The sequence below is a fragment of the Mesorhizobium sp. CNPSo 4688 genome (genome assembly GCF_057784295.1).
Genome location: NZ_JBWLUY010000004.1, coordinates 193,596 through 206,712 on the forward strand (window position 1 = coordinate 193,596; position 13,117 = coordinate 206,712).

Here is a 13,117-nt window from a genome sequence, read left to right on the forward strand (position 1 = left end):
GCCGCGACGTCAAAGGATACGGCGATGAAAGTTCTCATGGTACTCACCTCGCACGACACTCTCGGCAATACCGGTCGGAAGACCGGCTTCTGGCTCGAGGAGCTCGCAGCGCCTTACTACGTCTTCAAGGATGCCGGCGCTGAAATCACCCTTGCTTCGCCCAAGGGCGGCCAGCCGCCGCTGGACCCGAAGAGTGATGAGCCAATGTTCCAGACCGAGCTGACAGCTCGTTTCAAAACCGACGCAGAGGCGAATGCCCAGCTCGCCCACACCGTACGCCTCGACAGCGTCGACCAGAAGGACTTCGACACGGTCTTTTATCCCGGCGGCCATGGTCCAATGTGGGATCTGGCTGAAGACGCGAATTCCATTCGCCTAATCGAATCCTTCATCGCAGCCGGCAAGACGATCGCGCTGGTCTGCCATGCTCCGGGTGTCCTGCGCCATGTCAAGAATGCCGACGGCTCGCCATTCGTTGAGGGACGGTACCTCACCGGCTTCACCAACACTGAAGAGGAAGGTGTTGGCTTGACCAAGGTCGTGCCCTTCCTGGTGGAAGACGAGCTTATCAGCCGGGGGGCGGTGTTCTCTAGAGTAAAGGACTGGGGCGTCCACACTGTCGTGGATGGCCAGCTGATCAGCGGTCAGAATCCGGCATCTTCTGGCGAGGCCGCCGAAGCTCTGGTCGCCGCCCTGAGACTGGCACAAGCCAAGGCCGCTTGACCATTCAGTATCGTCAGCCGCCGACGAGCGGTGACCGTCAATGCCGACCTTACCTGGACGCGTGCTCTTGGTTCAAACTGACGGAGGCGACGAAATCTACCTTGCCCCCTCACTGACCCAACCCCATCAGGCTGCTATCGGCCCCTTCAATCTTTCAGCTCCAGACCGGTAGCAGCGCCCGATCCCAACTCAGGTTGGGTCGGGACGCCAAAAGCGCACGTCCGATTAGCCGCGACGGAACGAAATACCCTGCCTGATCATCGGGCAAGCAAGAGACCCGTCCACACAATTGTCAAAAAGGATGTACGAAATGAAATTCCTCGACTCAGTTAAGTCGGCCGCTGCGGTTGCTGTGATCGCAATCACAATTGCCCTGCCGGCCAAGGCCACGGACTTCACCGCCAAAACCGTGGTACTCGTCCACGGCGCCTTCGCCGACGGGTCATCTTGGAACAAGGTCATTCCGCTTCTCCAAAAGGCTGGCCTGAAGGTCGTGGCCGTTCAAAACCCCCTCGACACTTTGGAAAATGACGTTGCTTTCACCGATCGTGCGATTGCCGATGCCGTAGGTCCGGTTGTTCTTGTGGGACACTCCTATGGAGGCGCTGTCATTACGCAGGCGGGCGTCAATCCGAAGGTGCATTCACTAGTCTACGTCGCCGCTTACGCCCCGGAGGTTGGACAGTCGGTGCTTGACACGCAAAAGCCATACCCGGATGCGCCCGGCAGGTCATTCATCAAGAAGGATGACGCCGGCTATCTGAGGTTCACCGACGAAGGTATCTTCAACTATTTCGCACCCGATGTGCCTCGTAATGAGCGTGCATTGATCGCAGCGACACAGGGGCCGTTTGGCGTTAAGGCCGTCTCGACGCCTGTAACACAGGCGGCCTGGCACACAATTCCGTCCTTCGAGGTCGTATCTACCGATGACAAGATCATCCAGCCACAGCTACAGCGCGACCAGGTCAAGCGTCTCAAGGCGATAGCAGTCGAAGTGGCGTCGAGCCACGTGGTCATGCTGTCCCACCCGGACGTCGTGGCAAAGTTGATCATCCAGGCTGCAAAGTAATCTGATTGATCGCTGGACGACCACGCATGATCACTGGGCACTTGGTCCGGGCCCGGAAACCCGGCCCGGACTCCCTACGCAAACGCCGGAACTTCCGGCCCGCGTCGACATGCGCCCTATGGCCGCCGCCACAGCTGCGGATGTCTCCGGTTGTCAGCTCCCAGCACCGGGATTGATCGCGCCATCGGGAAGGACTGCGTCGTCAGGCGCTTGGCCATCGACTATGCTGCGTTGCGCAAAATCGATAGTTTCCATTTTGCCGATTATTCGGCAATATAAACTTCAGTCATAAAATACAACACCTATCTTCTTAAGCTATTTTGTTAGCCTACTGAAGACATCAAGCCATGCAGATTCGAGACATGTAATTAAACCAGGTCTTCGTGATATGATACAACTCGCCCGACGGGGCATGGCGCGCGAGAAAGTCCGTCGACGACACAGCGCATTTGCCAAACATATCCATTTTTAGCATTCACTCACGTAAACATTACAGTTCGGAAGATATTTTGTGTTGCACTGCACCATTGCCCGGCTACACCATTTCCTGGGGGATTCAGTACCGGGACGTGCGCCGTGGAGGATTCCGCCAAGGTGACCAGCTTGAGTTTTTCGCTGGCCACTACCGATTTCGAGACTGCCTCGCGCACAAGGCGCGGGTTTGATGTTGTCTGCGCACTGTCAACGCTGGCAGACCTGAGACCCGGAATGGCGGGCCGCCGGCTTCATCGGAGATCTCAGACCGGCGGAAATGGCTGATGGTCGCGCGCGACAATCAGCTGGACGCGCTGCGGGCCATCGCTGTCACGATGGTTCTCTATTCTCATTTCCTGGCTCCCAACGGGTCCTCCTTTTGGGGCCATATCGGCGTGCGGCTGTTCTTCGTGCTGAGCGGCTTCCTGATCACCCGACTGCTGCTCGAAGCCCGCGCCGCGGCCGAATTCGAAGCCGGCCCTGCATTGAGATCCTTCTACATCAGGCGCGCGCTGCGCATATTCCCGCCCTATTTCGCCGTGCTCGGGTTCGTTTGGCTGACCGACCTGGAGCGGTCCAGCGGATCGCTCGTCTGGCATGCGCTTTACCTGTCGAATTTCTGGTACGCGCTGCGCAACGAATGGACACCCTGGCTACTCTGCCATTTCTGGAGCCTGAGCATCGAGGAGCAGTTCTACATCGCCTGGCCGCTGGTCGTGCTTCTCGCACCGCGCCGGCGCGTGGAAGCGATCACTATCGGCGTCATCCTGTTGTCGCTGGCCTATCGCTTCTACTGGCCGATCACCGCCACCCCGGCGCTGGCGCGCGACCTGCTGCCACCGGCATCGATGGATGCGCTGGCCTTGGGTGCTCTGCTTGCCTGCCGGCGGGCCAGAGGCGCAGGCCTGCCGCAATGGATGCGGCTAGGCTGGCCAGCCCTTGCGGCCATCTTCCTGGCGATTGAATGGCTTGTCCCGGCACCGGCCGATCCCATGCTGGAATGGGCCCGCTGGGCGCTGCTGCAGATCCTGCCCTTGGTGCCGCTGGTGACCGTTGTCGCCGCCTGTTCAGCCGGCCTTGGCGGCGCCCTCGGCAGGGTTTTCGAACTGCCGCCGCTGCTGTCACTGGGCCGCATCAGCTACGGCGTCTATCTCTACCATCCGATCCTTCTGTCGCTCGCCGTCAAGTCACAGCCCTGGATTCCACTCAATGTCTCGGAGCAGGGGCCAGGGCGGTTCCTGGTCGCGAGCGCCGCCACGATCGCCGTCGCTTCGATCTCGTGGACGGTTTTCGAAAGGCCGCTCAACGGCCTCAAGCGTCGCTTCCCCTATGTCGCGCGCCGCCGCTCCCAGGCACGCGCCGGCGATGCCGTCTGGCTCGGCAGGGCGCCCAGCGGATCCCCCGATGGCCGCGTTGCGCTCGATCTCCAGCAAACGGATGCCCAGAGATGACCGCCGCGCCGCTCGTCTCCGTCCTGCTGCCGGTCTACAATGCCGGGCCTTATCTCGCCGCTGCGCTGGGGAGCATCCTGCGGCAAGACTACGATCGCCTGGAGGTCATCGCTATCGATGACGGGTCGACCGACAATTCGCTCGAGATCCTCGAACGATACCGCCGGGCCGACAATCGCGTTTCCGTCATCTCACGTGAGAACCGCGGCCTCGTCGCCACCCTCAATGAAGGCCTACGACTGGCCCAGGGCGAGCTGGTTGCGCGAATGGATGCGGACGATGTCGCCTATCCCTGGCGCCTCTCGCGCCAGGTGGCGCTGTTCGAGCGGCGGCCCGAGCTCGGCTTCTGCGGCGCCGGCGTCGATACCTTGCTTCACGGCCGTATCGCCAAGGGCAGGCTCGACCCGGCGTTCCGATCCGGCCGGCTCGACATATTGTCGATGTTCTTCACGATATTCATGCATCCGACGGTGGTCTACAACAGGAGGGTCATAGGGACCGACGATCTCTATTACGATCCCGAATACAGGCACGCCGAGGATTTCGATCTCTTCAGGCGGCTTGCTCGCCGTTTCCCAGCGACCATCTCACCCGAGAACCTGCTCGTCTATCGCATCCACGCTGGAAGCGTGACCATGCGGCATGCCAAGGAAATGCGCAGGACGCATTTGCGGATCGTGGCCGAAAATCTCGAACGTGAGGGGCTCGCGGAAGCCACCGCGGATCTGCGCGACATCGGCGAGGTCGTCTCGTTCGACACGGTTGCGCGCGCAGCCGATTTCATCCGTGCGCTGGAAGTGCGGATTTCCACGCTGCCAGCCGACACACGGCCAAGCTTCGAGGCCGGCGCGCTGAACCTGTTCTATTTCCTGTACCAGCTCGTCAGCGACGAAAGAGAACCGCCGCTGACGCATGAATTGCTGACGCGGACAGCGAGATGGAACTTCATCCGGCGCCGCGAACAATATGCGCTGCGTCCCGGCGTCTGGGCGCCCTGGCTCAGCCTGGCCTCGATAGCGGCCGGAAAGCGGGCGGACGCGGTGGAGTACTTCTTCAAAACGACGCCGGCCGAAGCGGTGCTGGCGCGTTATCAGCGGGGAATAGTATGACCGACAGGCCCCACCCGCTCCTGCGCGATCACCCGTTTGTGAGTGCGCCTGTCCCGACAACTCCCCGATCGGAGCGGCCGTCGTTCGAGGTCAGCTTCATCGTCTGCACGCGCGACCGCGCCGCTGTGCTGGAGGCCTGCATAGCGTCGATCCAGGCTGCATGCCGGGCGCACGCCGCCTTCGCGGCTGAGTTGGTGGTGGTCGACAACGGTTCACGGGACGGCACGTCAAAGCGGCTGGCCGGTATCGCCGAAACGTCAGACATCCCGGTCACAGCCGTCTCGGAGCCCCGTCCCGGACTAGCCGCTGCCCGCAATGCCGGATTGGCGCGAGCGCGAGGCCGCGTGCTGGTCTTCATCGACGATGACTGCAAGCTCGATCGCAACTATCTCCGCGACCTCGAGCGGCACTACCGGAGCGGCGAGAAATGGCTGATCCGCGGCGGTCGCGTCGAGCTCGGTGATGCCCGGGACCTGCCCTTCACCATCAAGCGCTGCGAGGCACGCGAGCGGCTGACCCCGGCGGTCCACCCAGGCGGCTTCGTGCTCGGCTGCAACATGACCATGCACCGCGACGTTGCGGCCCGCATCGGGCCGTTCGACGAACGCTTCGGCGCTGGCGGCCCGCTACGCTCGGCTGAGGATACGGATTATCTCGTGCGGGCGATGCTGCTCGGCATGCCGGTCGAGTATGTGCCCGACATGACGGTCTTGCATCATCACGGCCGGCGAGACCGCAAATCGATCGACAAGCTGCACCGCGACTATAGCCTCGGTAATGGTGCACTGTGCCTGAAACATGTCCGCCACGCCCCTTGGCTGCTTCGCCATGTCTATTGGTCCGCGCGGGCCGCGTTCAAGGAACTGGCGGGCCGTCCTCGCTTCGACCGCGACCTCGATCTGTCGCACTGGCCTATTGTCGTCATGAATCTGGCAGGTGCCGCCAGATTTGCGCTGCTCGTCATGATGGGATGGCCAAAACGGCTGCCGCTGCGCCAGGACCGGCAAGCCAGCGAAGCCAATGCGGAGGCCAGAGCGCGATAATGTCACGGATTCCGTCAGCCCTGCCAATGCTGCGCCGCGCGCTTGGTGGCAGGCTGTTGCGGCTCGTTCCCATCGTGGTGGGGCTCGGGCTTGCGGGCGCCGCGCTGGAAGGCCTCGGCATCGGCCTCATCATTCCGCTGCTCGGCATCATTATGGGGCGTGGCGAAACATCAGGCATGGCCGGTTTTTCTGCCCTCCTCCAGCAGGTTGGAGCGGACCTCGGCGAGCGCGAGCGGCTGATCGCCATTTCGGCCGCCATCCTCGGTTCGATCGTGCTGAAGAATGTCTTTGCCTTCGCCAATACGCTGCTGACCAGCTTCATCTACGGCAAGGCAGGTTATTCGATCCGCAGCGCACTGTCGGAGCAGTTGCTCAGGGTCGGCTACCCCTTTTTCCTGCAGCAAAGCCCCGGACGGCTGCTCAACATCATCTCCAACGAATCCTGGCGAGCGTCCGACGCTATCCAGGCCCTGCTCGGCGCGATCGTCAGTGCTTCGGCCGCCGTCATCCTGCTCGCCTTCCTCCTGCTCCTGTCCTGGCAGATGACGCTGCTGGTGACGCTGGGGCTGGCGCTTGTCCAGCTGGCGCACGGAATTTTGTCGTCCAATCTGAAGGCGCCGAGCCGCAGCGTCGTCTCACGCAACAGCGCACTCGCGTCGCAGATGCTGCATCTGGTGCATGCTGGGCGCCTGATCCGCATCTTCGGGCAGGAGAACCGCGAAAAGGCGGTTTTCGCCAAAGCGTCCGACGGGGTGCGGCGGGCGGCTTTCGTGCTTTCAATCCGCCAGGGCGTCTTGCCGCCGCTGACCGAGGTGTTGCACGCGATGCTGTTCCTGGCGGTGGTGATCGGAGCCTGGCTGGCGAATGTGAGCTTCCCGCTGACCGTTGCCTTCCTTATCCTGCTCTACCGGCTGCAGCCGCATATGCGCGCCTTGCAGATGTCGTGGAGTCAGCTGCAAGGCATGAGCGGCTCGCTGGAGGAGGTGCAATGGCTGCTCGATCCTTCCGACAAGCCCGAGGCGCCGCAGGGCAGCCTGCCGTTCGACGGCTTGCGCCAAGGGATCAGCTTCGATGATGTGAGCTTCGCCTATTCCGGTGCCCTGTCCGGCCCCGACGCGCGCGAGGCAGTGCTGCATCAGGCGGTATTCAACATCCGCAGCGGCCGCTCGACGGCGCTGATCGGCCGCTCGGGCGCCGGCAAGACGACGATTGTCAATCTCCTGTGCCGCTTCGTCGAACCCGACAGCGGCAGGATCCTCGTCGATGGGGCACCGCTGGGTGAAATCGACCCAAGGCAGTGGCTGCGGAACATTGCCCTGGCCAGCCAGGAGCTGGAATTGGTCGACGGCACAATTTTTGAAAACATTGTCTACGGCCACGACACGGCGTCGGCCAGCGATGCCATGCACGCCGCAAGGCTGGCCGAGGCACATGAATTCATCGAGCACCTGCCGCGGGGTTACGCGACACTTGTCGGATACCGGGGCGTCAACCTGTCAGCCGGACAAAGGCAAAGAATCGCCCTGGCGCGGGCGCTGGTGCGCGATCCCGATATTCTCATCCTCGACGAAGCCACGAGTGCGGTGGATGGCTTGTCGGAAGCCGCTATTGTCGAGACGCTGAAGTCGCGGGCCGGCCGCCGCACCACCATTGTCATCAGCCATCACCACAGCACCATCTCGTTCTGCGACGACGTGGTGATCTTGAGCCGCGGCCGGGTGAAGAAACAGGCCCCCTTCGCAACGCTGGCAAAGCTTAGCATGGACGAGCTTTACCAACACGGAGCGGGTGAGTGATGGGGCGCACCCGAATCTGCGACGCGGCTTGCGCCCGGCAGCTCGCGGATTGCGATCAATCCTGCCGGCAAACCACCGCCGCGACGCATTCCCGATTGCGCAAAAGCATTGCCAGGGAGGTCAGGCAGCCTTTTTCTTCGCCAACCTGGCCTTGATCGAGGCGACGTCGGCACGCGGCGTCGCGGCGAACAGCGTCCTCGTGTAGTTGTGTTTGGGGTCGGCAAAGACCTCCTCGCGGGAGCCGTATTCGACCGCCTCGCCGAAATACATCACCATCACGTCGTCGGCGATGTAGCGCACCACGGACAGATCGTGGCTGATGAAGACATAGGTCAGCTGGAATTCGTCCTGCAGGTCGGCGAGCAGATTGAGCACCTGCGCCTGCACCGACAGATCGAGCGCGGAGACCGGCTCGTCGAGCACCAAAAGGCTCGGGTTCAGCATCAGCGCGCGGGCAATGGCGATGCGCTGGCGCTGGCCGCCGGAGAACATATGCGGATAGCGATTGTAGTGCTCGGTTCCAAGGCCGACCTTCTTCAGCATCTTCATGGCGAGGTCGCGCCGCTCTTCGGCCGGCTTGTCGGTGTTGATGAGCAGTGGTTCACCCAACACATCGCCGATCTTCTGGCGCGGATTGAGCGAGCCGTAAGGATTCTGGAAGACGATCTGCACCTTGCGGCGCATTTCCTTGGTCAGGCCGTTCCGGGCGATGTCGACCTTGTTGCCGTCGATGAACAGTTCTCCCGACGTTGCCGGATCGATCAGTGTGATGATGCGGGCCAGCGTGGACTTGCCGCAGCCGCTTTCACCGACGATGGCCAGCGTCTTGCCCTTGTCGACACTGAACGAAACGCCCTTGACCGCATGCACGGTGCGCGCGCCGCGAAACAGGCCGCCGCCGACGTGATAGTCGCGCTTGATGTTCTTGCCTTCGACGACCTTGATGCTCATCAGGCGACTCCGGCGGCCGGTTCGAAGAGCATGTCGGAGACGGTCGGCAGCCTGTCGCCGACGGCGTTGTCCGGCAGCGCCGACAAAAGCGCGCGGGTGTAATTGCTCTTCGGCGATTCAAACAGCGACAGCACGTCGGCCTCTTCCATCTTGCGGCCCTTGTACTGAACGATGACGCGGTCGGCGGTCTCGGCGACGACGCCCATATTGTGGGTGATCATGATCAGGCCCATGCCGTATTTGACCTGCAGCGAGACCAGCAGGTCGAGGATCTGTTTCTGGATGGTGACGTCGAGCGCGGTGGTCGGTTCGTCGGCGATCAGGAGCTTCGGATTGCAGGCGATGGCAATGGCGATCATGACGCGCTGGCACTGGCCGCCCGACATCTGGTGCGGGAACGAGTTAAGCCGTTCAGCCGGCTCGGCAATGCCGACCTGCGTCAAAAGCTCGATGGCGCGCTCGCGGCGCTGGGCCTTGTCCATGCCCATATGGAAGCGCAGCACTTCCTCGATCTGGAAGCCGACCGTGAAGCACGGATTGAGGCTGGCCATCGGCTCCTGGAAGATCATCGACATGTCCTTGCCGACGATCTTGCGCCGCTCGGCCGGGCTCAGCTTCAGGAGGTCGCGGCCATTGAAGCTCATCTCGTCGGCAGTGACCGTCGCGGTCCACGGCAAAAGGCCCATCACCGCCAGCATCGACACCGATTTGCCGGAGCCGGATTCGCCGACGATGGCCAGCACTTCACGTTCGTTGACATGCAGCGAGACGCCGTCGACCGCGCGGAACGGGCCGGATGCGGTCTGGAACTCGACGACGAGATTGCGGATGTTGAGCAGCGCCATCACGACCTCCGCAGCTTCGGATCGAGCGCATCGCGCAGGCCGTCGCCGACCAGGTTGATGGCCAGAACGGTGATGAGGATGGCGAGGCCAGGGAAGGTCACCACCCACCAGGCGCGCAGGATGAATTCACGCGCCGAGGCGAGCATGGTTCCCCATTCCGGCGTCGGCGGCTGGGCGCCGAGGCCGAGGAAGCCGAGAGCGGCCGCCTCGAGGATGGCGTTGGAGAAGGACAGCGTGCCTTGGACGATCAGCGGCGCCAAGCAGTTGGGCAGGATGGTGCGCAGCATCAGCCTTATATGTCCCGCGCCGGCGACCTTGGCGGCGACCACATATTCACGGCTCTTTTCGGCCATGACAGCAGCGCGCACCAGGCGCGCGAAATGCGGCTGCAGGACAAGCGCAATGGCCAGCATGGCGTTGAACAGGCCGGGGCCGAGGATGGTGACCAGAACCAGCGCCAAAAGCAGCGACGGGAAGGACAGGATCAAATCCATGACGCGCATGATCGCCACGTCGACCCAGCCGCGGAAATAGCCGGCCAGCAGGCCAAGCATGATGCCGCCGGTAAGTGCCAGCGTGACGACGACGGCGCCGATCAGCAGCGAGAAACGCGCGCCATAGAGCAGGCGCGAGAGCATGTCGCGGCCGACCGCGTCGGTGCCGAGCAGATATTCGGCGCTGCCGCCCGCCTGCCATGCCGGCGGCCGCAGGAACGCGGTCTTGTCCTGGATGTCGGGCGCATAGGGCGCCAGCAGCGGCGCAAACAGCGCCGCCAGCACCAGCAGGATGAATACGAACAGGCCGATGACGGCGCCGCGGTTCACCGAGAAATAGTGCCAGAAGGTCCTGAAGCCGGTCAGGCGATCAGGATTGCCGGCGGCCATCGGGGCGATTTCGGTCGACTGGCTCATCACGCTGCCCTGATGCGCGGGTTGATGACGGCGTAAAGCACGTCGACGATCAGGTTCACGGCCATGACGATAAGGGCGATCAAGAGCAAGCCCGACTGCACGACGACATAGTCGCGCTTGGATATGGAATCGACCATCCACTTGCCGATGCCCGGCCAGGCGAAGATGGTTTCGGTGAGAATGGCGCCGGCGAGGAGCGTACTGACCTGCAGGCCGATGGTGGTGACCACCGGGATGAGCGCATTGCGCAGCGCGTGCACGCCGATGACGCGGGACGACGACAGCCCCTTGGCGCGGGCGGTCCGCACATAGTCCTCCCCCAGCACTTCGAGCATGGCCGAACGCGTCTGGCGGGCGATCACCGCCAGCGGGATGGTGCCGAGCACAATTGTAGGCAGCACCAGATGGCTCAATGCCGAGCGGAAAGCATCCCATTTGCCGTAAAGCAGGCTGTCGAGGGTCAGGAAGCCGGTGATAGGCTTGATGAAGAACTGCAGGCCGATGCGGCCGGAAACCGGGGTCCAGCCGAGATAGCCGGAGAAAAAGATAATCAGCAGCAGGCCCCACCAAAAGATCGGCATGGAATAGCCGACAAGGGCTGTGCCCATCAGCCCCTGGTCGAACCAGGAGCCGCGCTTGACCGCAGCGAAGATGCCCGCGGGAATGCCCAGCAGCATGGCGAAGATCATGGCGAAGACCGAGAGCTCGATGGTTGCCGGGAAGAGCGTCATGAAATCTTCGATGACCGGGCGCTTGGACGAGATCGACACGCCGAAATTACCGGTCGCGGCATCGCGGACATAATGCGCGTATTGCTCCCAGATCGGCAGATTGTAGCCGAACTGTTCCTTCAGTTCCGCGTAGCGCTCGGGCGACACGCCATGCTCGCCGGCCATGGCAAGGATGGGATCGCCGGGCAGCAGCCTGACGAAAGCGAAGGCACAGATGGTGATGCCGATCAGCGTCGGAAGCACCAAGACGATTTTGTTGAGGAGATATCGGAGCATCTTGAAAAGGGGGCGGCGCTTGATTGCGCGCCGCCCGCCTAACAGTTCTATTCGGCCTTGTCGACGCCGTCGAAGCGATGAATGCCAAGCGGATCCATCATGTAACCGCTGACATTCTTGCGCACGACGGAGTAGACTTGGCTGTGTGCCATGAGGAAAGCCGGGGCCTGCTTGGCAAAGACAACCTGCGCCTGTTCATAGAGCTTGGTGCGTTCGGCCTGGTCGCTGGTCTTCTTGGCCTTCTGGATCAGGTCCTCGAAGTCCTTGTCGCACCAGCTGGAGTAGTTCGACACGCCGATGGCCGAGCAAGCGAACAGCGTGGCGAAGAAGTTGTCCGGATCGCCATTGTCACCGGTCCAGCCGATCTGGAAGGCGCCGGGGCGTTCCTTCTTCTTGCCTTCCTCGCGGTACTTCGTCCACTCGTAGCTGACGATCTCCGCCTTGACGCCGACCTTGGCCCAGTCAGCCTGGATCAGCTCGGCGGCACGCTGGAAGTTCGGGTTGTAGGGACGAACGCGATCGGAGGCCCAGAGCTGGATCTCCTTCAGCCCGGCATCGGCCAGCACCTTCTTAGCCGCTTCCGGATCATAGGCGTCGGACTTCACGTCCTTGTTCCATGACCACATGGTCGGCGGGATCAGGTTTTCGGCCGGCGTGGCGCCGGCGTCCTGGAACAGCGACTTGATGAGCGATGCCCGGTCGATCGCCTGGTTGAGCGCATGGCGCACTTCAGGCTTGTCGAGCGGCGGGATGGTGGTGTTGTAGCTCATGTAGCCGATGTTCAGGCCGGCCTGATCCATCAGGGTCACGTCGGCGTTGGCCTTGATCGTGCCGATGTCGGCAGGATTCGGATAGGGCGCGATGTCGCATTCGCCGGCGAGCACTTTCTGGATGCGTGCGGTCGCGTCAGGGGTGATGGCGAAGACGAGATCGTCGATCTTTTCCTTGCCCTTGAAGTAATCCGGGTTGGCCGCATAGCGGATCACCGAATCCAGCTGATAGTCGACGAACTGGAACGGACCGGTGCCGATCGGCTTGGTCGAGAAGTCGGCCATCTTGCCTTCCTTCTCGAGCTGGTCGGCATATTCCTTCGACACGATCGAGGCGAAGTCCATGCCGAGATTGGCCAGCATCGGCGCGTTCGGCTCGGTCAGCGTCAGCTTCACGGTCAGGTCGTCGACCTTTTCCCACTTGGCGACATATTTCGGCATATCCATGCCGGTGTAGTAATCCCAGGTCAGGTTCGGCAGGTACTTTTCGCCGTTCCAGGGGTTTTCCTTGTTGAACTGGCGATCGAAGGAGAAGACGACGTCGTCCGCATTGAAGTCACGGGTCGGCTTGAAATAGTCGGTGGTTTGGAACTTCACGCCCGGATGCAGATGGAAAGTATAGACCAGGCCGTCGTCGGAGATTTCCCATTTATCGGCGAGGCCGGGCTCGATCTCGGTGCCGCCATGCTTGAATTCGACCAGGCGCGAATAAACGGTACGCGACGAGGCGTCGAAGTCGTTGCCGCCCGTCGTGGTACCCGGGTCGAAGTTGGCCGGCGAGGCCTCCGAGCAGTAGACCAGCGTCTTGGCATTGGCCACGCCGCCGAGGACGCTTGCAGCCAGCAACGCGGCTGCAAAAGTCAGTTTCTTTTTCATTGAGCACTCCCTGATGTTCTTCCAAGCCCCTCTATCAGGCTCGCGAAGCGCGCATATAAGCACCGTTTTTCCGGCTTTGGAACACCCTG

11 protein-coding genes are annotated in these 13,117 nt (G+C 62.2%); 6 read left to right on the plus strand and 5 right to left on the minus strand.

Annotation, left to right across the window (positions count from 1 at the left end):
- Positions 1–24: 24 nt before the first annotated feature.
- From AC04SH_RS09055 to AC04SH_RS09080, 6 genes are all read left to right on the plus strand, one after another.
- Positions 25–723 carry a type 1 glutamine amidotransferase domain-containing protein gene (locus AC04SH_RS09055; RefSeq protein ID WP_488574752.1) on the plus strand — a complete coding sequence of 233 codons (699 nt, stop codon included), beginning with the start codon at positions 25–27 and terminating at the stop codon, positions 721–723.
- A gap of 310 nt (positions 724–1,033) precedes the next feature.
- On the plus strand, positions 1,034–1,795 hold the full coding sequence (locus tag AC04SH_RS09060; RefSeq protein WP_488574753.1) for an alpha/beta fold hydrolase: 762 nt from the start codon (positions 1,034–1,036) through the stop codon (positions 1,793–1,795).
- 758 nt (positions 1,796–2,553) lie between these two features.
- On the plus strand, positions 2,554–3,720 hold the full coding sequence (locus tag AC04SH_RS09065) for an acyltransferase family protein (protein ID WP_488574754.1): 1,167 nt from the start codon (positions 2,554–2,556) through the stop codon (positions 3,718–3,720).
- A complete protein-coding gene (locus tag AC04SH_RS09070) occupies positions 3,717–4,829 on the plus strand; it encodes a glycosyltransferase family 2 protein (RefSeq protein WP_488574755.1) in 1,113 nt (370 codons plus the stop codon). The genes AC04SH_RS09065 and AC04SH_RS09070 overlap by 4 nt, the downstream gene beginning before the upstream one ends.
- Positions 4,826–5,872, plus strand: a complete 1,047-nt coding sequence (locus AC04SH_RS09075) for a glycosyltransferase family 2 protein (RefSeq protein WP_488574756.1) — start codon at positions 4,826–4,828, stop codon at positions 5,870–5,872. The genes AC04SH_RS09070 and AC04SH_RS09075 overlap by 4 nt, the downstream gene beginning before the upstream one ends.
- Positions 5,872–7,668, plus strand: coding sequence for an ABC transporter ATP-binding protein (locus tag AC04SH_RS09080; RefSeq protein ID WP_488574757.1), 1,797 nt, complete (start codon positions 5,872–5,874; stop codon positions 7,666–7,668). Before AC04SH_RS09075 ends, AC04SH_RS09080 begins: the two co-directional genes overlap by 1 nt.
- Before the next feature lie 120 nt (positions 7,669–7,788).
- Here AC04SH_RS09080 and AC04SH_RS09085 read toward each other — a convergent pair whose 3' ends face one another.
- Genes AC04SH_RS09085 through AC04SH_RS09105 form a run of 5 tightly spaced genes read right to left on the minus strand, consistent with a single transcriptional unit; the run spans position 7,789 to position 13,028 of the window.
- Positions 7,789–8,619: a dipeptide ABC transporter ATP-binding protein gene (locus AC04SH_RS09085; RefSeq protein ID WP_192249814.1), complete on the minus strand. Its 831-nt coding sequence runs from the start codon at positions 8,617–8,619 to the stop codon at positions 7,789–7,791.
- Positions 8,619–9,464, minus strand: coding sequence for an ABC transporter ATP-binding protein (locus AC04SH_RS09090; RefSeq protein WP_477233586.1), 846 nt, complete (start codon positions 9,462–9,464; stop codon positions 8,619–8,621). The genes AC04SH_RS09085 and AC04SH_RS09090 overlap by 1 nt, the downstream gene beginning before the upstream one ends.
- Complete coding sequence (locus AC04SH_RS09095; RefSeq protein WP_454588178.1) at positions 9,464–10,348, minus strand: ABC transporter permease subunit; 885 nt, start codon at positions 10,346–10,348, stop codon at positions 9,464–9,466. Before AC04SH_RS09095 ends, AC04SH_RS09090 begins: the two co-directional genes overlap by 1 nt.
- 26 nt (positions 10,349–10,374) lie before the next feature.
- The gene (locus AC04SH_RS09100; RefSeq protein WP_477233585.1) at positions 10,375–11,382 is read right to left on the minus strand and encodes an ABC transporter permease subunit; all 1,008 of its coding nucleotides are present in this window, start codon (positions 11,380–11,382) and stop codon (positions 10,375–10,377) included.
- A gap of 47 nt (positions 11,383–11,429) precedes the next feature.
- A complete protein-coding gene (locus AC04SH_RS09105) occupies positions 11,430–13,028 on the minus strand; it encodes an ABC transporter substrate-binding protein (protein WP_477233584.1) in 1,599 nt (532 codons plus the stop codon).
- Positions 13,029–13,117: the final 89 nt, after the last annotated feature.